This window comes from Virgibacillus necropolis (genome assembly GCF_002224365.1).
In the GTDB taxonomy this organism is placed as follows: domain Bacteria; phylum Bacillota; class Bacilli; order Bacillales; family Amphibacillaceae; genus Virgibacillus_F; species Virgibacillus_F necropolis.
This window is the reverse complement of sequence record NZ_CP022437.1, coordinates 3272218-3294484: the sequence shown is the minus strand read 5'-3', so window position 1 is coordinate 3294484 and position 22267 is coordinate 3272218. Positions and strand designations below refer to the sequence as shown.

The following is a 22267-nucleotide window of genomic DNA, read 5'->3' as shown; positions in this document are numbered from 1 at the left end:
TCATAATGAGGTGAGTATATGGTCCATTCTTTCGTGTCTGAGTCAGAATTAGAAGATAACTTAATTAAGCAATTAATTCGCGGTGAATCTCAATGGACATATCGTGAGGATTTACATACGGAAGAAGAGTTGTGGCAAAACTTTAAACATAAGCTTGAAATCAATAATAAGGACGTACTGAACGAGGTTTCTTTGACGGAACAAGAATTCCGTCAAATTAAAGAGCAGCTTCATTTCGTGAATTTCTATGAAGCTGCAAAATGGTTATCGGGTGAAAATGGCATCGCTAAAGTTCAAGTACAGCGAGAAGATGCAACACTTGGTACGATTCGTTTGAAAGTGTTAAATCGTGCCGATATTGCAGGTGGTATGTCCTCTTATGAGGTGATTAATCAATATCAAAGTAATAAACGTACAAAAGAAGATCAAGAACGACGATTTGATGTAACACTACTCATTAACGGTTTACCGATGATTCATATTGAATTGAAAAATCGTAAGCACTCTTACATGGATGGCTTTCGTCAAATTAAAAAGTATCTAAAAGAAGACAAATTCACAGGTATTTTCTCAACTGTACAGATGTTTGTCATATCGAATGGCACAGATACTCGTTATATTGCGACTGCTCGTGACGGGAAATTGAATGAACAGTTTTTAAGTAAATGGGTGGATCGTGAAAATCAGCCAGTCAATAACTACTTAGACTTTGCTAAAGATGTGTTATCCATTCCACAAGCACATAAAATGGTAACGCAATATACGGTCCTTGATAGTGCGAAAAAAGCATTGATTTTACTTCGTCCTTATCAAATCCACGCGATTGAAGCTGTAAAAGAAGCTTCAAGACGTCAAGAATCGGGTTATGTGTGGCATACAACCGGTTCTGGTAAAACATTAACATCATACAAAGTAGCACGTAATTTACTTCAAATTCCGTCCTTACAAAAAACGATTTTTATCGTGGATCGTGTCGATTTAGACCAACAAACAACTGGCTCATTCGAATCGTATGCAGAACATGATGTGATTGAGATTGATGAAACGGAGAATGTAAATGATTTAATTAAGAAGTTACTGTCCAAAGAAAGAAATGTTGTCGTGACAACGATTCAGAAGTTAAATCATGTCATGAAAAGCTTTGATGGAAAAGGTGATACAAAGAAATCCGATACTTTGCGCCAGTTGAAAATAGCGTTTGTTGTAGATGAATGTCACCGAGCAGTGTCACCTCAAAAACAACAAGAAATTAAAGAATTCTTCGTCCGTTCGTTGTGGTATGGCTTTACAGGTACGCCTATTTTCGCTGAAAATGCGAAACAGGTTGTAGGTAATCTCCCTCGTACAACAGAAGAACAATATGGACGACGACTACATGAATATACGGTCAAAGAAGCTATTTATGACAAAGCAGTGCTAGGGTTCCAAATCGAATATAAGAGTACCTTCTCAGAAGAAGAACTCGATGAAGCCTTGATTCAATTAGATAGTGAAATTGAATTAGACGACCTTACACTTACGGATAAAGAAGCACGTCTACCAAAGCGTGTGTATGAACATGAACGTCATATGTTAGAGGTCATTCAATCAATCGTTAATAAATCTCGAAAAAAACTCGGTTTCCAGAATGGTGTCGGTAAGACGAATAATGCGATTCTAACGACATCTTCGATTGCTCAGGCACAACACTATTACGACCTGTTTAAACGAGTAAAAGCAGGCGAAACAACTGTTCAGATTGGCGAGAAAACAAAACGCACTTTACTAGACTTCCCGATAGTTGCGATTACCTACTCGATTTCCGAAAATGAGGAATCCTCTATTGAGAATCAAGAGAAGATGAAAGAAGCACTTCTTGATTACAATGAAGCATTCGCTACAAGCTATACATTGGAAACGATGCGTTCATACAACCGCAACGTCAATGACCGTTTAGCACGTAAGAAAGAAAAGTTCTTACCTAGATCGGAACAATTGGATATTATCATTGTTGTGGATCGTTTATTAACAGGTTTTGATGCACCTTGTTTATCGACATTATTCATTGACCGCCCTGCAATGAAGCCACATGATTTAATTCAAGCCTTTTCACGTACAAACCGTCTGTTCGATAAGTCAAAAAAATACGGTCAAATCGTAACATTCCAAACACCTATGATTTTTGAAGAAAAAGTGAAGCAAGCACTTGTCCTTTATTCAAATGGTGGCGAAAATGAAGTAGTTGCTCCAACGTGGGAGGAAGCACACGAAACCTTCCTAACAGCAATTGAGGAATTACGTGAAATAGCCCCAACACCTGAAGAAATAGACGTAGATGGCTTAGAAGCTGCGCAATTAAAGAAATTTGCGAAAGCCTATCAAGTTTTAGATAAGGCCTTCGCGAATATTCAGGTATATACCGAGTATAGTGATGCGCAGCTTGGTTCAGATTTTCCAATCCAAATGGACGAAATAGAAGAATATCATGGCAAATATGTCAATGTATTAGAGAAGCTTCGTCAGGATAAAACAGGACCTGAAGAAATAGACGTTAATATTGAGTATGAGTTGGAATCTGTAAAAACAGACGAAATCAATTATGAATATATTTTACTTCTAATCCAAGCCTTTTTACCGAATACGCACGATGAAAAAGGGAATCAACCACCGGCTGAAAAGACAGTAGAAGAAATTAATCAGTATTTAGCAAGGTTGAAAAAAGGAAATCCAACACTTGCTGGATTAATGGAAACATTATGGGCGAGCATTCAAGCAAATCCAGAAGACTATCGCGATCAACATGTATCCTCTTTATTAGAACAAATGATACAGCAAACGATTAACACACTCGTTGCTGATTTTGCAAACACGTGGTGGGTTCAGAATGATGAATTAGCATTTATGGTCGCTAATTACAAATCAAACCTTCAAAAACAAAATGGTGAAGCTGAATTGAAGCGAACAAGTGATTATGAAGGATATAAAAATCATACTAAAAATCCTAAGAAACGATTAACGTACTGGAAATCAGTCAGACAAGCCTTTGATGAAATGATGATTCAAGATATTCTACCATTGCAAAATAGGTAGATTAAAAGAGAGTGCTTTTAAAAAGAGTGCAGTTTGTGTTTTACAAAACACATTCATTTTATTTACGTCTTAACTAGGGTAGTTATCTTAAATGGTAAATATAAAATTTGCCATTTAAGATTGATTCAAAGGTATTATATATATAGCAAAAGATCGGAAAATCGGTTGAAAGACCATTATGACATGTAAATACTATTCAAACGTAGGATATTTTGGCTTTCATATTCCAAATATTGAGGGTGTAAACTAAACTGTGTAGAAAAAGACGCGTATTTTAATCAAAAACAAAAATGTCGTGAAATCAGGTGTGATGAATGGCTATACAACTCAATAAAGTTACTGTTCGTGAACTTACCGAAGACTATCAAGACCATGAAGAAAATGGAGTAGTTGGATATGGTGGTAGACTAGATATTAGACCACCTTTTTAACGTGAATTTGTTTATAATGACAAGCAAAGAAACGCAGTAATTGATACCGTTACTTTGATGTCATCTTATACTGATTTACTGACAGAAAAGGTTATTTGCTTTCTGATCAGTTACAGATTATCGTACATTTTAGAAGCGAGATGCTATTAATTTGATTTTTTATAAATAATAATTTAAGAAAATTATTTCTCTCCATTGGAAATACATGGTATATTAAGAATGCTAGTTATTCATCTTTCCTCTGACGTCTCAAATAAAGTTTACAGGAGGAAAACAATGAAGCAACTAAAAAAGAAAAACTCTAACCCAAAGAAACTTAAAACTGATTTAAAACCAGAAGGAGTCAATACTCACTGGACCCACCACTGGAACCTGTTTTCACAAGGGTTTTTAGAATTTGCAAAAGGACTAAGAATTATAGTCTTAGCGCTTGGAATTTTATGGGCGTGCATCAGTGGAATTGACCCATCACCATTGTTAGAACATCTTATAGCACTAATATAACTAGATATTTGGCTCTTCTTTCTTGATTCTTTAAATGGCAGTCACATGGGTAGTCTTTAAATCAGAGCTGTCACTCTGAACTAATTGACAAACGCTGCAAAAATTGTCAGAGCGCAATCACAAAGGTGGGCTATGGGGATTGTTATATACCGATGAAAGTAAAGACGGTGATTTTAGCGTAGAGGTCACACCTGTTTCCATTCCGAACACAGAAGTTAAGTTCTTCAGCGCCGATAGTAGTGAAATTTAGTTCGCGAGGGTAGGACGTTGCCAGTTAGAGTCCAAAACAAAAAGCAGACTTCCGTCCTGTCAAACGGAAGTCTGCTTTTTTTGTTGCAAAATCATTACCTAATTTTAATTAGGTTCCCATTATTAGGGATGTCATGGAACAAAACTTTAGTGGATCTAAAAAGATACTCATAGTAAACACCACACTTTTCTAAGCGCAATTACTCAAACATCATAGTCCACTTGGATTGTTACGAATTCCACAACTACATTATAGAAAACTCTACCCACTTCTAGTATAACCCCTACTTCTGGAATAGTAAAAGTATTTTTGATGGGATAAAAAATCTTAATATAATTTGCTTAATCAAAATCTAAGCTTTATTCTAGTCTTTTCTTTTGGGCCGCCTGCAATAGTTCCACTAAACGGACAAAAGCAAAGTCAATGGGAGCGGACTATATCTAATCCATTGATAATTGCCGAATGGTTTATCTGCTTTTTGTAGTAGATAGGAGAATTTAAGATTTTACACCTTAGAAGTAAAGTATTTTTAAGAATATAAATTGTGATTTTTAAAAGTTGATTAACATTAACTCTTCTTCCGTAATTCCATATAATTCATATACAATTTCATCAATTCGAGTTTCATATGATTTTATTATTCTTCTATTAACATTAAGTTCATGACTTGTAATGGTACTTATTTGGTTTTTATATAAGTCTATCAACTTATCAACATTATCAACTATTTCATTATGCATTATTGCAAAATGGTTATCATTTAATTCTTTTACATGCAATGGTATTTGTTTAAGATCATTTGTTTTAAGCTGCGGCATACTATTTTTATTAGTTAAAAGACGATTTTGAACATAAAATGTTATTAGTGATGAATTTAATACACCAAGGTAATATTTATAATCCAACTGTGTATTATTATCAAAAAGAAAATATAAAGACTGTTCTGGGAAAATACCAGAATAATCAACATTTGCAATTATTTTGTTTCCGGTCTTACGGATAAGAATCTTAGGGTTTGCACCAAGTTTGTTTTTGTCTTTTGTCCGTCCTGTTAGGTTTTCAGCTTTAAATTCAAACCAATAATTTTGTTTTGTCATATATCTCTGAACTGAGTCCCCTTTAACTATTGAAATTTGATTTTGAGATGTTTTTTCAACTTGTATTAATTTTGACTTACCGCCAAACCCAGACGTTACCTGAAAAATATCAGAAACTAACCTAATATTCTCTCCATTCCATACTTTATTTATTAGCTTCATTGTTTCTTTATTTTTATAACATTCAAATTTATATTTATCATTTTTTAAAAGTTCACTTTGCAATATATTGACCTTACTATCTCCATCGATCTCTATGGTTGTGTAATGTTCGCTTTTTGCTATTTCATTTGTGATTGTAAAAATAAGGGTATCTGCTGTGATACCAGGGAATGGAATGCGATATATTAAATTATTTAATTTTTTGGTTTGTAGTATTTCTTTTCTTAGTTCTATAAATTGATCATTGAAACCTAATCTATCAGGCACTATAAATGAAAAATATCCACCATTTTTCATGATTGAAAGTCCTTTTGAAACAAAATATTCATACAAATTTGGTATTGTTGGATTACCATTATATTTTTTTATTAAATATTCAATCTCGTTATCACTATATACATCAACCCCAAATTTACCTGAAAGCGATATCCAGGGTGGGTTACCAATTACTAAATCAAATCCACTAGTATTTTCATTAAAGATTTCAGGGAATTCCTCTTTCCAATTAAATACATTTATTCTGTGTCTTTCGTTTTTATCCATAGGGTATTGAGTATAGAAGTTTGTATCGATTATTGCGTTACCACATTTTATATTTTTTTCTAAACTAGGTAGCAGTCTATCGGTTACAGTAATGAGGCTCTCTTCTGTCTCTCCTTCAATAACTTTAAGAAGTAGTGACATCTTTGCTACTTCTACTGCTTGGGGATCAATATCAACTCCATATATATGAGTGGTTAATATTCTTTTCTTTTCAGATAAAGTCAATCGCCATTCATTTTTTGTGTCCTTGTAAATTTGAGGGCTATTACTTTTGGCTATCTCTTCTGGGTTATTATTTTGATAATAGTTTAGGTACCAGTTTAATAGATAATCATAAACAATAATTAGAAAGGAACCAGATCCACATGCAGGATCTATAATAGTAAAGGGGGATGAATTATCTTTATTTTCATTAATATTCGGAACTTTTTGGTTCAATAGTTGTTCCTTTAAGGTTAAATCAACCATTATATTAACAATATTTGATGTTGTATAATATACACCTCCAGTCTTTTTTATTTCTGGTTTGTCTTCAACTTGAATTCTATTATCACTAATCTTTATTCTTTTTCCTAAAAACTGTTCATAAACTTGACCTAAAATAAAAGAGGGGATAACTGAAAATTCGTAGGGGCTGTCTGGAAAATATAATTCTTTTAAAATAGTGTTAATAACATTATCATCAATTTTAATATTTGGCGTTAAATAGTCAGGCATACTTAAGATGTACTTGTTTTTCTCAAAATGAAAGATACCTGAGTTGTACCGTTTATCTGCCTTCCTAAATAACTTCAGAAGTTTTGGATATACTTTATTCTTATTTTGTAATTCTTTTAGTGACCCATATTTCTCAATATTTCGGCCCTCACAAATTCGAAGAAAGATAATTCTATTAAGAGTTACTTGTACTGAAAAATTAAGTTGAGTTTGATCAATATTAGAATTATTCTGATAGATGTTTTTGGCCAACATAAGTCTCCAATTTTCAATTTGAAGAAGGAAAGCCTTATCAACCGTATCTTCCCCGTGCTTGTCTTTAGCAGATTCTATTAACTTATCAAAAAGACCCTTTGGTATAGATTCTTTTGAAAACATTGAAGAGATTTTGTTCCATTTAGTTGAGTAATCTTTATATTTAAAGTAATGAACCCTTGCTATTGAGGCTCTGTCGTTCTTTTGAGGTTTTATAGTGCAATTGTAAACTGAAAATTCTTCAAAGTTCGTTAGTATGCATAAAGGTAAATTAGCTGACCAACCATACCTCCTTAGTTGGTATGCTGCAGAGCTGCTTTCTTTAATATTTATTAGTGGCCTTTTTGTTTCTACAAAAAACTTCCTTGCTCCTCCATATCTAAAACAATAATCAGGTGCTTTATTTATTTGTCCTATCTTAATGCTGTCTTCATGGATAACCTCTTTATAATTTTGTGCATATCCTTGTTTGTTGATTACGTCCCAACCTAGAATCGAAAAAAATGGGTCAATAAATTCTTTGCGTAACTGTGCCTCGTTATAACTATTAGAGCGGTAATTATCTTGATGCTCATCGAATTTAGAAACTAAGTTGTCAATACCTATCATAATTTCCCCCTGATGTGTTAGGTTTTATTGAAATATTGTCTACCTAACACATTTTTATGAGGACAAGAGCAAGTCCTATTACACAAAAACTTAGACTTCCCAATCTTAATGAGGATTTATATAAAAAAGGGTACTTGATTTATTTTCTGTAAGGATCCATGCAAATAAAGGGCAGCATGATGTAATTAAATAAAGATTGATCAAAATACATTTTTTAGGTGCTTTTTTTACACAGCTTCATAGAGGTTTTGTTTTATTTGCTGATCGTCCGAAAAAGTACACTTTTACGGACGACTTAGTTTTTCCTTTGCTAGATATCTTTTGGCGTTCGTAAATAACGGAAAAATATTTATGAACGGTCACTGGTTTGCGTAGACATTTATGAACGTTTCTAACCAAAGTATGAAAGTATGGTGTAATACAGAGTAAAGTGAACAAAATGAACTAATTATTCGTAAAAATCGCCCTTTACCCAAAATTGTACGTACTATTTGTACAGAAATAACTGTTTTTAGCGTTTGATTAATACACACTAAAGATATACCATTAAAAAGGTTGCTCTTGATGAAAAGATTTGCGAAGTTCTGGAAATGGAAGTAATAGCAATATATAAAATAGAGGAGTGTTATACAACATGAGATTCAAATGGAAAAAATTAGGGTTAATTTCTGGTTTATCCTTATCCCTTATTGTTGCAGGTTGCGGATCGGATGATGGAAATGTACAGTCTGATGCCAGTGTTAGTGAAAAAATGGAGTATACCATTACTGGTCTTGAGCCTGGTGCTGGACAAACTAAAAAAAATGAAAAAGCTATATCTGCATACGATAGCCTAGATGGATGGGAACAGAAACTGTCTTCAACAGGTGCAATGTTATCAGAATTAAGTGAAGCCATTTCTAATGAAGAACCAATTATTATTACTGCATGGTCTCCTCATTATATGTTTGCCAAATGGGATATAAAGTTCTTAGAAGATCCTAAAGGTGTCTATGGGGAAGAAGAATCAGGTACAACAATTGCAAGAAAAGGCCTAAAGGATGAAATGCCTATCGCTTATACAATTATTGATCGACTTCATTTTGAAATACCAGAAATAGAATCAGCCTTGTTAAAAGCCCAAGAAAAAGATATTGAAGAAGTAACACAAGAATGGGTAGATGAAAATAAGGAAAAGGTTGCAGAATGGACAAAAGGAGTAGAGACCGTAGATGGTACTCCAATAGAATTAGTTTTAACACCTTGGGCCGATGCAACTTTTACAGCAAATGTAGCTAAAATTGTATTGGAACAACAAGGTTTTAATGTCACACTTACACCAGTTGATCCAGCTATTTTGTTTAAGTCAATAGCAACAGGTGATTCTGATGCATCTCTAGCACCATGGATGCCAATAACACATGGTGCATTATATGCTGAGTATGAAGGTGATTTTGAAGATCTAGGACCGAGCTTTACAGGTGCTAAGATTGGATTAGCTGTACCATCTTATATGGACATTGACTCCATTGAGGATTTACAGCCGAAAGAATAACATCGCAATTGAGTACAATTAAATCAAAACTACATCTATTTTTAGTGCAACATAGACAAAATTAGGTGAATAAACCCAACCTATACAAAATCAAAACTAATTTGCTTAAAATCGCTTTGATAACATCAATATTTGCTTTGATTCAACCAAAGTGAAAATTTTTCCATTTTAATTAATGCAATCTTCCCACTCCAAAAACCAGCAAATGCCTGTCCACCTAGAAGATTTTTCTAGGAAGCCAGGCATTTTTTTATTAGTATTTAACATATTTTTTAAAAAAGTTTAAAATAAATACCACCAAATCAAACCTTTTTTCGATTATAAAGATAGAAAGTGTTTTATTACCTTTGATTACGTTTTTTCACTTCATCTTCAGCATTTTTTTATTGAAAGGGGGACTTACATTGGAACGGCAAACACTAACAGTAAAAGAGGTCGCAAATTACCTTGGGGTTCATACGGATACCATTTATGCGATGGTTCATGGAAAACAGATTCCACATTTAAAGATTGGAAATCGGATTTTGTTTACGAACAAAGGCTGCAGCATGATTTACAAGGATAAATTTACCGGAACCAAAAAAGAACGTCCTGAATTTGTAAAGCTACTAGAAGAGTTAAGGCAAGGTGACACCTTGGTAGTAACAAAATTAGACCGATTCGCCCAATCAACAGCTGACGGGATCAATACAGTGAAAGAACTGTTTGAAAGAGGAGTAAAAGTCCATGTCTTGAATATGGGTCTTGTAGAAGATACACCTACAGGAAGATTAATTTTGAGTGTCATGCTTGCCTTTGCGGAATTTGAAACAGATATGATTGTAGAGCGAACGCGCGAAGGTAAAGCGATAGCAAAGCAAAAACCTGATTTCAGGGGAGGAAGACCAAAAAAATTCAGTAAGAAACATATGGAAGATGCCCTTTCCTTATTGAAAAATCATTCCTATAAGGAAGTAGAGGAATGTACTGTCATTTTAAAAAGCATATTGATAAGAGAGAAGAAGGAAAAAGGTTTATTGTAAAAATACTAAATTAAAGGTTAGGTTTTGCTTAAGGGGTAGAACGGATTCAAGAATGATTGCAGGAATTCGCCAGTATCACAGCGATAATAAGATTCTTGAATTTAATAAAACCAAGAATCTTATTGAATTCTAATTCACTCATTTGAATATTTATATTACAAATTGTAATAAGCATCTAACCAATATTTACTTTCATATCTTTATACTATTAATCGTTAACACGCTATCATTTGTACTTCTGAATCAAGGCGTACAGCTGCCACAGCCTGATTCGCACCTTTCTTTCCCGCCTGGTGAAACAACAAATTCCTGTCCCAGTATTGTTTCACTAAGCGCGGGAATGTCCTTCACTTTTACAACTAAATGTCATGATTATGGTTCTGACAACTGTTATCAAGCTACTCACGTCTTTTGTCTATAATTGTTCCCAAGGCAAAGGAACCTACTTCTCATTCTAAGAAAATTCCTTCACTATCTCATGAATTTTCTCTGGTTTCAAATAGGAGGAATTAGTTTTTTCTGTTTTTAATGTTAAATAAAAACCGGCAAGACCAAATTTGCATGCGTTCAGTAGCGGTTCATCATTCATCAATTCGTAAATGACACAGGAAGCAAACACATATTTATTAGCCGTATCGTCAACCACATCTGTTTGATATAGAGAAAGATGTCCGGATTCTTTTCCGGAAAAATAATAAATTCCCTCACCTTCTAAAGTAATAATAACATTTTGCACACCACGCTTAACTATCCGTTCACAAGCTTCCTGACAATCATCAATAGTGGCAATGGTCATTTCTGAAAGCACTTCTGCCTCTGCCTTTGTAGGGTTTAACAATACGACACCTTCCAGACAACGTGGCAGTTTGCGGACTTTGGCAGGTGATACTGGATCAATGAATATTGGTGTTTTTTGATCTTTCAGTCGTTTTATCATATATTCGATACTTTCTTCTGGTAAGTTCGTGTCCAGTAAAACAGCTTTTGCCGCAATAATTTGCGACCATTTTTCTTCCAGTACCTCAGGTTTTAATTGATCATAGATATTCATATCGGCCATAGAGACAACGCTCTTTCCAGTAGTATCCAGCAAGTTGGTGTATGTGCCAGTCCGTTCGGTTGGGAACACCCACACTTGACTAACATCTACCCCTTGACTTTTTGTTTCGTTCAATAGCCAGGATCCTTCTTTATCGTCAGCAACACATGTTATAAGTGATGTACTAATGCCAAGCCGGCTTAAATTTTCCGCGAAATTACGTGCTACACCACCACAAACTTCTGTAACTATTACCGGATTTGACGAATATAAACGAACTTTCTGGCTTGTACGTGCTTTCCTGTCGATGTTGGCTCCGCCGATACAGACGATTGATGACTCCTCCTGCAAAATGTAGGCGCGTCCCTTAATCAGACCGCGTCTTGTCAAATTCGTTATATAATTAGCGACTGCCGGCCTTGATAACCCAACCTTATTCGCCAATTCCTGCTGTGAACTAAATGGATTTAGCCGAAGCTGGTTTAGAATTTGCTTTTCCTTATCCATGTGATATCCACTTCCTTATTTATTCTTTAGTCTCGTTCTGTAAAATTTGTTGTTTTTAATTCAGGCAGTTGATGTAAACTATTTAAAAGATTCAGGTTAGATGAAAATTCACATAGAAGCTTACTATAGGATCATACAAGATGTAATACCATAAAAATTTTCAATAGCCAGCGAGAACAACTGCCTTAAAGACTATTACACCATATTGCAATAGATTGTACCATAACATCAGGGAAACACGAAGACCCTCAATTTCCTTCGGGTAATGAAACACTGACGATTCTTTGCTTTTCATGCAAGAAAGCGAAGGTGATGGGCTCCGCAGTAAGCGGTTTGCTTGCAGGAGACTCATCGTGAGCTCTTAGGACCGCAAAGTGTATTTCCACAGTGATAATCAATCACCCATCAATTCATGTCGCAATCTATTGATTTTATGTCAATAACAACAAATGTTTTCGAGGGGGCGAATCGTGTGCAGACCCAAATCTATTTCGGAGGGACAGCCCAATGGTGCAATCCACATTTGTTAGAAAAAAGCCTTTTCTTTATTTTGCTTATTTTTCAGTTTGCGCCCCGAATAATAAACCCTTGATTTTCTAACCATCCGGCAGGTAGGACACCCGAACCTTTCCTGCTATTTTTTTGTCATTTTTCAAAGTTCGATAATTTATAATAAAGTTTGATCTCGTTATTGGTATGTTTTGCAAATGGATCTCGATAACATCTAGGTAAACATAATTTTTATATTTAACCAACCATGACAAATTCCCCACAACGCAAACGACTAATCAAATTTCAACCCCTATTTACTTTTTAAACTCTTTCAAATCCTTTCTTCATCTACGTTTTAATCCTTTATAAATAATTTTATCTACAAAGACAACATAAACATTTTATTATTTAAAAAACAAAAGTTTATAAAAAGTGTTGTAATTTATTTAATCTTTGTTATAATTGGATAAAATAATTGATTTGATATATTCAGAAAACTATATGTGCCAATTAATCGAAACCTCATAAAATGCATTTAAATTTCTTTTGACTGAATTTCAAGTGTGAATTTTTTAGTACTAAGGTGAAAGGGGGGTTAGTAATGTTTGACTACAACATATTTGTCCAAGGATTTCCTGGAAAGTCTTCAACCCATGGAGGGCTTGGATGGAGTACAATTTCCCTGTTATCCCAAAATGACCAGAATATTATTATTGATGTCGGCAGTTTTGGTGTTAGGAAACTTCTATTAAGAAGACTGCATGACAAAGGTTTATCTCCCGATGATATAACAATGGTTCTATTGACCCATACGCATTGGGATCATTGTGTAAATTGGACTTTGTTTCCTAATGCAACCATTGTAGTGGGTCGAGTGGATATGAATTGGGCCTTAAATGAACCACTCGGAGAATCGGACGTACCTGAACTGTATGTTAAGGAATTAAATCGTTCTCCTCAAACAAGGTTAGTTGACCATCTTGAAGAAGTTGTTCCTGGTATTGTTGCTCATCAAACTAAAGGCCATACACCAGGTCACATGGCATACAGTGTAGATAATGGTGATTATGATTTGTTATTTAGTGGTGATGCAGCTAAAAATAGGACTGAACTTTTATCAGGCAATGTAGACATGACGTTAAACTTGTCAGAAAGTCAAAACTCAATTGATTACTTATGGAGTTTATGGATGAGAAAGACAGGCAGTATTTTGGTACCTGGACACGATATACCGATGAAACTTATTAACGGGAAGTCACTTTATCTCTATAAAAGGGAAGCTGATTTACAATGTTGGTTTTCTGATACGTTAGGCGATTACACTACTATAGTATTGGAATAGGGAACGATATTTGCTGTATATGTAACCTAGAATAACTAGTGTATAAAGATATAAGGGAGGTGAGACAAATGGTGTAAATCAATTTAAATAACAGATTGAAAGAACAAGTGGACTTTCGCTGTATCCAAATGCAGGAGCAAACTGAGTTTGAGTTGACTAAGCCTTATATTCAAAGGGAATTAAAACCCAGGAAAATTTAATACTTGAAATTTTCTAACAGAAATATTGAAAAGGCTTACATAAAACAACTCTTAAAATTAGCAGCCACAAATAGATTAGAGATTATAGTGTAACAAGTGATTGAACTTTGCCAAACATATTAATAATTGAAATCGGATGGAGTGTGAATACAATTGAGTGATAGACTACAGCAACGAGTTATCGTGACCGGTGGTGCAAAGGGACTCGGTCGAGGTATTGCCCTAGATTTTGCTGAAATAGGTGCTTCGGTAGTTATCGCGGACGTTGATACAGACGCCGGCGAGAGATGTGTGCGGGAAATCGCCGACTTGGGGGGGAAAGGCCTTTTCGTACATACGGATGTCTCGTCAAAAGACGATGTAGAAAGGCTTTTTGAGCAAGCCCATAATTTCCAAGGCGGTATTGACGTGCTGGTTAACAATGCGGGCATCGCCCACGGACCACACTCGGAACGACACTTTCTCGAAACAGACCCCGACATGTGGGATAACCTTATGAATGTGAATCTTCGTGGACTTTATCTCTGCAGTCAGTTGGCTGCCAAAGCCATGGTCCGCCAAGGCGATGGAGGATCCATCATCAATATGAGCTCTGGAGGGGCTACACGGGCACATCGAAATCGTGTCGCTTATGATGCGACTAAAGGCGCGATTGAGGCTGCTACCCGAGCAATGGCGCTCGACCTAGCTCCGCGGCAAATTCGGGTTAATGCTGTGATGCCGGGCGTCTTCTTGGTCGAAAACCGAACTGCTGTCGGGGGAGAGTCCTCGCCCGCTGATCTTATCCCACTTGGAAGGCTTGGAATTCCCGAAGACGTAGCGCACGCTACTCGCTTCTTAGCTTCACCGGAAGCTTCATATATTACAGGTCATGTCCTAGTTGTCGATGGGGGAATCACAGCGCAACTCCGACCACCTAGTTTGGATGCGGATGTTGCACTGCCAATAAATCAGATTGAAAAAAAGATTGGGAATCATGCATAGACTTGCCTTGTTACCCGAGGGGAATTTTTTCGTGAGAACAGAGGTGGTGCTCCCTACCGAGCCCACTGTTCTAACGATCAAAGCTTCGGCTGGCTGGCGTGGAAACCCCACGCTAAGTTGGGCGGATTCTAAGGCACAGCCAAAGGTTATCGATTAGATAATTAGAAGATAGTAATGTGAATCGTATGACAAGAAGTCAACGAATAATAAGGAGGAGTTTACTTTGACAGTATTAAATGATGTTTTTGGTGTAGAAAAACCAGTATTAGGTATGGTTCATTTAGAAGCTCTACCTGGTTCACCTCTATATAATGGGAATCTAGATCAAGTTTTGGAATCTGCTCTACGAGATGCACGAAGTTTAAAAAAGAGTGGGGCCAATGCCGTTATAATAGAAAACTTCAACGATTATCCTTTTTACCCTGATACGATGGAACCTGAAACTGTGGCATCGCTGACAATGATAGCTCACGAAATTCGTAAGGAAGTCGATCTTCCTATGGGTATTAATATACTAAGAAATTCTTGGAAAGCTGCGTTAGCGATAGCTGGGGTGGTTGGAGCTGAGTTTATTAGGCTTAATATACTTACTGATGCGTATATAACTGACCAAGGTTTTATCAATGCTGAAGCCCACTTAGTAATGAGGTATAGAAAACATCTTGGTCTAGAGAATGTCAAGGTCTTCGCAGATATTCAAACAAAACATGCTGCTCCATTAGCGCCTCGACCTTTGGGGGTTTTGGCACGAGATACAGCTTATCGTGGAATGGCTGACGCACTGATCTTGGCCGGAGAGGAATCGGCAGATCCTCCATCAGTAGAAAACTTAAAGGCAGTTAGAGAAGCAGTGCCTGATGTGCCTATAATTATTGGAAGTGGAATGAAAGTCGAGACCGCAAATCTTCTTAAATATGCTGATGGGGCAGTTTTTGGATATGGTTCCAAGATTGACGATATAATGACAAATCCAGTTGACGAAGAAAAAACGCGTCGTTTTTGTGAAGGGGTAGATAAGGAAAGACAAAGTAGCAAAGAAACTTTCACAGTTTAAATATGATGATGGATATAAGGGGCTAATTGAGCCCCTTATATAAACTAAACTTCCACTCAAAGAAGAGTTAGTCTTAAAAAAACGATGAAATTTATACCTAAACAATATTTTTTTATCGTTGGCATTTGTGATTTTTCTGTGTATCATGATGATGCTTTTATATTTTGTAGAACCGACAATAAATTTACTTATATAAGGGGAAATTAATATGGTGGAACGAGTAATTATTGATACTGATCCTGGTACTGACGATCTTGCAGCAATCTACCTTGCGCTCGCGTCCCCGGAAATCCGTATCGAAGCTTTGACGACAGTATTTGGGAATATAGAGGTGGAAACTTCGACATACAATGCTCTTTCTTTACTTGAAGTGGCTGAAAGAACAGATATTCCCGTCTACCGGGGGGCTGGCAAACCCCTTGTTCGTCAACCAAACTTTGCCAAACACATTCATGGAGACAACGGACTTGGTGGCATTGAGCGCCCTAAGCCTACTGTTTCAGAGTCCAAGGAAAATGCTGCATTGGAGATCTTGAGACGTTGTAACGAGGCACCTAACGAAATCACCATTATAGCTTTAGGACCTGTAACCAACGTGGCGCTCGCCCTCTCCATCGACCCAGGTCTCGCACAGAAGGTGAAAAGAATTATCGTAATGGGCGGCGCAGTCCGTGTTAGTGGCAATGTTACCCCTGTGGCGTCAGCCAATATAGCCAATGATCCGGAAGCCGCACGCGTGGTGTACGAGTCGGGGGCGCCAATCGTTCAGGTAGGTCTCGATGTTTGTTCAAAGGTGAAGATTTCGAACGAAAACCTTGATCGTATTAAGGCATCGAGTACTCGCCCCGGAGATTTCCTTCTAGGAGCTACCGAATTCCGTCGGAAGGCATACATCACCTCGCTACAAGTCGAAGAAGCGGAGTCAGGCATTTTTTACAACGACGTCCCTGCCGTAGCTTATGCGCTTTGGCCTGAACTTTTTGAGGTGCAGCCGGCTTTTGTGTCAATTGAGACGTCGGGTTTGCTGACATCGGGTCAGACCGTAACCGAATTTACGGGACAGTGGGGTAATCCCGACCCCAATACCTCGATTCTTATGGGAGTTGATGGGGAGAGAGTGGCAAACCGTTTTGCCGATCGGATTTCTGCCTTAAAAGCTCTAGCTCGATAGGTCCACCAGAAAAAGAACCAGAATGCGACTTTCGGTATTCAAAGCGTGAATCTTTCATCTTGTTCCACAGGGGATAGATGCCCCTAGTGAAATTTAAACAGAAAACCTTATCCATTTGGGAACATGTGGAACTAAACAGGATGATAAAATACAGGCGATTCGGAATCAATTAAAGAAAAGAATGGAAAACAGTATTTTTAGTCGTCTCTTTTCTATTAATATACTTAATCGATATTGGGGTGGCATTATGTCAATACTAATTAAAAATGCGACTATTATCACGATGGATGATAAAGTAGGTACTATTCAAGGCAGTGTTTTGGTGGATAATGGAATCATAAAAGAAGTTATCCCACATTACCCCGGGAGTGAACCACCAATTCGTGCCAAGGAAACAATTGATGGATCCGAAATGATAGTAATTCCTGGTATGACAAACGCCCATTATCATTCCTATTCAAATATGTTAAAAGGGACTACCAGCCATTTACCGTTAGAAATATGGTCGCTGTATACAACGGCATATGGACATTCTCTTGATGATGATGATATATATAATGCAGTGCTATTAGGTGTAATAGAGATGATTAAAAGTGGTGTTACCAGTTGTATTGACCATTTTCCTCATGTTAAAAGATCAGAAGCTGCTTTGAAAGCGTATGAAGATTCATCTATTAGAGTCGGATTTGCACCAATGATGCACGATATACCAGATCATCATTTTCTCCCTGTTGAATTACCCATAAGTTTAAAGAGAAAACTTGATGATATTTCTCCAGTTATAGTCAATGAAATGAAAGCGCTTTATGAATCTCTTCTTAACAATTGGCATCAAAAAAATAATAAAATTAAAATTTTATTGGGACCAAATGCGCCACAGCGATGTTCGAAGGAAATGCTTGCATTATGCAAGCATTTGAGTGAACAAGAAGGGGCATTTATTCATACACATCTCTTGGAAACGAGAATTCAAAAGGATATAGCGGATGTTAAGTTTCCTGGTGGAATAATAGGCAGACTACAGGAACAGCAATTGCTTTCAAGAAAGTTATCCGCGGCCCATTCTATCTGGCTTGAAGTTGATGAGGTGGACATTTTAGCAAAGCATGGTGTTTCCCTTATTCATAATCCAGTTAGTAATATGATGCTCGGAAGTGGGAGAGCAGATATTTCATCATATTTACAAGCCGGGATTAACTTGGCTTTGGGAACGGACTCCTCCAATTGCGGAATTACTCATAACCTGTTTGAAGCAATGAGATTCGCAGTTATGCATAGTCGACACGAACAATCCAATTTCAAAGAATGGCTGAAGCCTATAGATGTTTTTAAAATGGCTACAATTGGCGGCGCATATTTACTAGGCGAAGAGAAGCAACGTGGGAAAATTAAACAAGGTTATGAAGCGGATATAGTTTTATTAACCAGGAAATCACCTACCTTTGCTGTAGATGCAGATATCATATCTCAGATTGTTTATTATGAGAGCGGAACTTCGATAGAATCAGTAATGATTAGGGGTGAATGGGTTCTTAAGAATCGCAAAATAATATCATTTGATGAAAAGGCGATTTTACAATCAGTTAAAGATAAATATGAATCCCTTATTGAAAAAAGTCAATCAAGCCTTCAGTTGGCCGAGGAATGCGAACCACATTTTTCTAAAATGTATTATAAATTCCATCATAATTTAGAGGAGGGAAATGTATGAAAGGAATAAAAAAGGATTTTACACTTATGGCAATTTTGCTTATTCCCATTGGCGTTGCAGTAAATGTGGTTGCTGGAGAATTGGTCCATTTGTTGAAGGTACCTATCTTCTTAAATCAAATAGGCACGATGATTGTCGCTATGTTAGCTGGCCCATGGGTTGGAGCGGCAACAGGAGCGGTATCAAAACTGTTTTTCGGGGTATTTGACCCTGCCCAGTTAGCGTTTTTGCCGGTTTCAATGGCTACAGGGATTGTAGTAGGTCTCCTAGCTAAGAAGGGTATGACAACAAAAATTTGGAAGGTTACGGTTACCGGTTTTATTGTGGCTATTGTTGCGATACTAATTGCGACGCCGATAACTATTATGGTATTTGGAGGAGCATCCGGAACTGGATCAGATGCCTTCACTGCCGTTCTTTTAGCTTCGGGGCGTGAAATATGGACTGCCGTCTTTACTCAAAAAATATTCGTCGAAAGTTTTGACAAAATATTTTCCATATTTGTTGCTTACTTTGTAGTTCGAAAGATGTCAGATCAATACCTTTCTAAACAAAACTATGGATATTTATATATTAATAACAAGAGTAACAAGAATAACAAGAATAACAAGAAGGTAGGTTGAAAGAATATATTAATGCATTATAGATTAAAAAATTAAGCCTATTTCAAAAATTGGAGTAGGGAAAATTGATGTATGGATTCAAGCCGTGCGGGGGGCGAGTTTTATCCACATATATTATAGCAATTAGTGATTGAGGATATTGTCATCCAATTCCCCCCCTTGAGTCCAATAAATATATGATCCTTAAAATAAAAGGGAGGTACACCTATGGAAAAACTCAGATCCTTTATTCTAAATCTATATCCAACTACGAAACTTTTTTGCACACTATTTGTATGCATAATTCCGTTTCTTTTACCAGGATATTTATATTCATATTTGATCCTCTTGGTTTGCTTATTCATTGCTATGTTAGCTGGTAAAGCAAAGTTTTTTGCAAACTTTGTTTTCAAGGGATTGTTTCCAATAGTTATAATGATTTTTCTTTTACAATCATTCTTCTATCCGGGAGATACAATATTATGGTCATGGGGTACATTCTCAATTAAACAAGAAGGAATTGATTTCAGTTTACAATTAACGTCCAAAATTGTGGCGATAGGATCAGCACTAATTTTATTTTTCCAGATTACAAAAATAAATGATCTAGCTCGTTCTTTAGAAATATTAGGAGTTTCGCCAAAAGCAACCTTTGTGCTTGTCTCTTCATTTAATATTATTCCGGAGATGAGACAGGATATGATAAGAATTATGGATGCCCAAAGATCTCGCGGTGTGGAAACAGAAGGTAAGCTTAGGGTACGAATGAAAGCCTTTATACCCGCATTAACTCCTTTGATTTTATCGTCATTTTCAAGCACAGTGGAAAAAGCTATAACTTTAGAGTCAAGGGCTTTTACTGCTCAGACCAAAAAGACAAATTTACAACAATTGGAAAAGACTAAGGGTGATAAATTAGTTAGGACTATACTATTGATTTTACTAGTTTTTATCATAATCTGGAGGTTTTCCTTATGAGTGGAATAAAGATAAGAAATCTATCATACCAATACCCTACTGGTAGCGATGAGGTTTTGCATCATATCAATCTTGATATTGAGAGCGGAAAGCTGTATGCCTTAGTTGGTGTCAATGGTGGGGGAAAGACCACACTTTGTAACGTAATTCGAGGATTTATTCCACATTTTTATAAGGGAGATTTAAGTGGTGAAGTGTTGATAGACGGTAAAGATGTTCGTACTTGGGATCCAAGTGAACTTGCGGAAAAGGTCGGCTTTGTCTTCCAAAATCCTTTTACTCAAATAAGTGGAGTAAAAGAAACTGTTTTTAATGAGATTGCTTTTGGCCTTGAGAATTTAGGTGTTGAAGTTAGTATTATTAAAAAGAAAGTTCAAGACATAATTATGTTGTTTGGCATTGAGTATATGCAACACAAAAATCCGAATGAACTCTCAGGCGGACAAAAACAAAGAGTAGCTCTAGCATCTATCTTGGTTATGGAGCCAGATATTCTAGTTATTGATGAACCGACATCACAATTGGACCCACAGGGTACAGAGGAAATATTTAAAGCAATAGATATTATGAAGAAAAAGGGGAAAACAATTATCTTAGTAGAGCATAAAATGGAGTTAATTGCTGAGTATGCAGACTTTGTTATTGTTCTTCAGGATGGGCAGATTATGAAACAAGGAAGAACGGAAGAGGTGCTATCTGACGAAAATACAGAGCAATATGGTATGGAGTTAACTCGGTATACACAATTAAACATAGAAATGCGTAAACACAATATGAATACGGATAGAATTCCAATTACTGAAAAGGACTCTATTGAAACGATAAAAAAATTGATATTACAAGGGGTGAAACAATGAGTTTTTTAACTTTAAATGACGTTACTTATAGTTATCCTAATGGTTTTACAGCTGTTGAAAATGTCAGCATGTCTTTTGAAAAAGGTGAATTGGTAGCCATAATTGGACAAAATGGAGCCGGTAAAACAACTACGGTGAAAATGATGAATGGATTATTAAAGCCGACACAAGGTGATGTCATTATTGATGGATTAAATACAAAAGATTATACAACAGCGCAGATATCTAGAAAGGTAGGATATGTATTTCAAAATCCTGATGATCAAATTTTTCATGATAATGTAAAAAGCGAAATAAGTTTTGGTCCTAAAAACCTTGGATTTTCGGAGAAGGAAATTGATGAAAATGTAATGAAAGCCGCAGAATTGACAGGAATTGTGCCCTTTTTAGATATACATCCGTATCATTTGCCTTATTCCCTGAAAAAATTTGTCACAATTGCCTCGGTGATTGCAATGGGTACAGAGACTATTATCTTAGATGAGCCAACAGCTGGTCAAGATTCTATAGCAATTAAAAAGTTGGGTTTCATAATGGATTCATTAGTTCGAGAAGGGAAAACCATTATTACAATAACACATGATATGGAGTTTGTCGTTCAGAATTTTGAACGTGTCATAGTGATGGCAAATAAGAGAGTAATCTCGGATAGTAATAAGCAAGAAGTATTTTGGGATTTAGACATTTTAAAAGAAGCGATGCTAAAACAGCCCCATATCAGTAGATTAAGTAATAAACTAAATTTCAAAGACAGAATATTAGATATTGATCAAATGATTGATGTCTTGAAAAAAAATCAAGTTACAGAGGACCAATCTGGAAATACTCTAATAAGGGATGGCGCTAACATTTGATGGAATGCAGGACGCCAAGACGGTTTCCTCCATAATAATTATTGAAATCTTGGGTGATGAATTATGTGTACTTATGAATGCACGAGAACAAAGTAAAGATATTAGATAATATTAAAGTTTTCGAAAGTAACAACTATTATCGGTGTTGTAACATAAACGCCAAGTAAACTGTCCCCAGGGTATTGGACAAATTTCTACGAGTAAAAAAAGGAAACCTACAGTCCAGAAGAAAAATACAATGCAGTTTTATAAGTGCTCAGGGAAGAACCTCTTTTGAAGAGAG

The 22267-nt window shown here is 36.2% G+C and carries 15 protein-coding genes and 1 rRNA gene; 14 read left to right on the top strand and 2 right to left on the bottom strand.

The genetic code is table 11. The features are described 5' to 3' along the window. Nucleotides 1-18: 18 nt before the first annotated feature. The 3 genes from CFK40_RS15555 to rrf all read left to right on the top strand — a co-directional run bounded on the left by CFK40_RS15555 (nucleotide 19) and on the right by rrf (nucleotide 4280). The gene (locus CFK40_RS15555; RefSeq protein ID WP_089533332.1) at nucleotides 19-3069 is read left to right on the top strand and encodes a type I restriction endonuclease subunit R; all 3051 of its coding nucleotides are present in this window, start codon (nucleotides 19-21) and stop codon (nucleotides 3067-3069) included. Between the two features lie 707 nt (nucleotides 3070-3776). Beyond that, nucleotides 3777-4004, top strand: coding sequence for a hypothetical protein (locus tag CFK40_RS15550; protein WP_089533331.1), 228 nt, complete (start codon nucleotides 3777-3779; stop codon nucleotides 4002-4004). Nucleotides 4005-4167: 163 nt separating this feature from the next. Beyond that, nucleotides 4168-4280: ribosomal RNA gene (rrf, locus tag CFK40_RS15545) — 5S ribosomal RNA — on the top strand. 525 nt (nucleotides 4281-4805) lie between these two features. On the opposite strand, the gene CFK40_RS15540 is transcribed toward rrf, so the two are convergent. Continuing rightward, nucleotides 4806-7637: an Eco57I restriction-modification methylase domain-containing protein gene (locus CFK40_RS15540; protein ID WP_089533330.1), complete on the bottom strand. Its 2832-nt coding sequence runs from the start codon at nucleotides 7635-7637 to the stop codon at nucleotides 4806-4808. Nucleotides 7638-8271: 634 nt separating this feature from the next. On the opposite strand from CFK40_RS15540, the gene CFK40_RS15535 reads away from it, so the two are divergent. After that, nucleotides 8272-9171 carry a glycine betaine ABC transporter substrate-binding protein gene (locus tag CFK40_RS15535; protein ID WP_089533329.1) on the top strand — a complete coding sequence of 300 codons (900 nt, stop codon included), beginning with the start codon at nucleotides 8272-8274 and terminating at the stop codon, nucleotides 9169-9171. Between the two features lie 404 nt (nucleotides 9172-9575). Further along, nucleotides 9576-10193, top strand: coding sequence for a recombinase family protein (locus tag CFK40_RS15530; protein WP_152640144.1), 618 nt, complete (start codon nucleotides 9576-9578; stop codon nucleotides 10191-10193). Between the two features lie 454 nt (nucleotides 10194-10647). Here CFK40_RS15530 and CFK40_RS15525 read toward each other — a convergent pair whose 3' ends face one another. Next, nucleotides 10648-11739: a carbohydrate kinase gene (locus tag CFK40_RS15525; protein WP_089533327.1), complete on the bottom strand. Its 1092-nt coding sequence runs from the start codon at nucleotides 11737-11739 to the stop codon at nucleotides 10648-10650. 1093 nt (nucleotides 11740-12832) lie between these two features. Between CFK40_RS15525 and CFK40_RS15520 the strand changes: the two genes are divergently transcribed. From CFK40_RS15520 to CFK40_RS15480, 9 genes are all read left to right on the top strand, one after another. Then, nucleotides 12833-13573 carry an MBL fold metallo-hydrolase gene (locus CFK40_RS15520; RefSeq protein ID WP_089533326.1) on the top strand — a complete coding sequence of 247 codons (741 nt, stop codon included), beginning with the start codon at nucleotides 12833-12835 and terminating at the stop codon, nucleotides 13571-13573. A gap of 383 nt (nucleotides 13574-13956) precedes the next feature. Continuing rightward, nucleotides 13957-14757 carry an SDR family NAD(P)-dependent oxidoreductase gene (locus CFK40_RS15515; protein ID WP_227001945.1) on the top strand — a complete coding sequence of 267 codons (801 nt, stop codon included), beginning with the start codon at nucleotides 13957-13959 and terminating at the stop codon, nucleotides 14755-14757. A gap of 223 nt (nucleotides 14758-14980) precedes the next feature. Then, a complete protein-coding gene (locus CFK40_RS15510) occupies nucleotides 14981-15811 on the top strand; it encodes a BtpA/SgcQ family protein (RefSeq protein ID WP_089533324.1) in 831 nt (276 codons plus the stop codon). Between the two features lie 208 nt (nucleotides 15812-16019). Then, nucleotides 16020-16982: a nucleoside hydrolase gene (locus CFK40_RS15505; RefSeq protein ID WP_089533323.1), complete on the top strand. Its 963-nt coding sequence runs from the start codon at nucleotides 16020-16022 to the stop codon at nucleotides 16980-16982. Between the two features lie 247 nt (nucleotides 16983-17229). Continuing rightward, the gene (locus CFK40_RS15500; RefSeq protein WP_161493885.1) at nucleotides 17230-18693 is read left to right on the top strand and encodes an amidohydrolase family protein; all 1464 of its coding nucleotides are present in this window, start codon (nucleotides 17230-17232) and stop codon (nucleotides 18691-18693) included. Next, entirely contained in the window at nucleotides 18690-19316 is a 627-nt protein-coding gene (locus CFK40_RS15495; RefSeq protein ID WP_089533321.1) for an ECF transporter S component, read from the top strand. The genes CFK40_RS15500 and CFK40_RS15495 overlap by 4 nt, the downstream gene beginning before the upstream one ends. A 207-nt stretch (nucleotides 19317-19523) precedes the next feature. Further along, entirely contained in the window at nucleotides 19524-20273 is a 750-nt protein-coding gene (locus CFK40_RS15490) for an energy-coupling factor transporter transmembrane component T (protein WP_089533320.1), read from the top strand. Further along, nucleotides 20270-21130 (top strand): energy-coupling factor ABC transporter ATP-binding protein, encoded by an 861-nt coding sequence (locus CFK40_RS15485; protein ID WP_089533319.1) that lies wholly within the window; start codon nucleotides 20270-20272, stop codon nucleotides 21128-21130. Before CFK40_RS15490 ends, CFK40_RS15485 begins: the two co-directional genes overlap by 4 nt. After that, entirely contained in the window at nucleotides 21127-21984 is an 858-nt protein-coding gene (locus CFK40_RS15480; RefSeq protein ID WP_089533318.1) for an energy-coupling factor ABC transporter ATP-binding protein, read from the top strand. The genes CFK40_RS15485 and CFK40_RS15480 overlap by 4 nt, the downstream gene beginning before the upstream one ends. The last annotated feature ends 283 nt before the right edge of the window (nucleotides 21985-22267 follow it).

Excerpts from the sequence above, each read along its gene's own strand:
- CFK40_RS15555 (WP_089533332.1), top strand. The coding sequence starts at position 19 with ATGGTCCATTCTTTCGTGTCTGAGTCAGAATTAGAAGATAACTTAATT.
- CFK40_RS15550 (WP_089533331.1), top strand. The coding sequence starts at position 3,777 with ATGAAGCAACTAAAAAAGAAAAACTCTAACCCAAAGAAACTTAAAACT.
- CFK40_RS15540 (WP_089533330.1), bottom strand. The coding sequence starts at position 7,637 with ATGATAGGTATTGACAACTTAGTTTCTAAATTCGATGAGCATCAAGAT.
- CFK40_RS15535 (WP_089533329.1), top strand. The coding sequence starts at position 8,272 with ATGAGATTCAAATGGAAAAAATTAGGGTTAATTTCTGGTTTATCCTTA.
- CFK40_RS15525 (WP_089533327.1), bottom strand. The coding sequence starts at position 11,739 with ATGGATAAGGAAAAGCAAATTCTAAACCAGCTTCGGCTAAATCCATTT.
- CFK40_RS15520 (WP_089533326.1), top strand. The coding sequence starts at position 12,833 with ATGTTTGACTACAACATATTTGTCCAAGGATTTCCTGGAAAGTCTTCA.
- CFK40_RS15505 (WP_089533323.1), top strand. The coding sequence starts at position 16,020 with ATGGTGGAACGAGTAATTATTGATACTGATCCTGGTACTGACGATCTT.
- CFK40_RS15500 (WP_161493885.1), top strand. The coding sequence starts at position 17,230 with ATGTCAATACTAATTAAAAATGCGACTATTATCACGATGGATGATAAA.
- CFK40_RS15495 (WP_089533321.1), top strand. The coding sequence starts at position 18,690 with ATGAAAGGAATAAAAAAGGATTTTACACTTATGGCAATTTTGCTTATT.
- CFK40_RS15490 (WP_089533320.1), top strand. The coding sequence starts at position 19,524 with ATGGAAAAACTCAGATCCTTTATTCTAAATCTATATCCAACTACGAAA.
- CFK40_RS15485 (WP_089533319.1), top strand. The coding sequence starts at position 20,270 with ATGAGTGGAATAAAGATAAGAAATCTATCATACCAATACCCTACTGGT.
- CFK40_RS15480 (WP_089533318.1), top strand. The coding sequence starts at position 21,127 with ATGAGTTTTTTAACTTTAAATGACGTTACTTATAGTTATCCTAATGGT.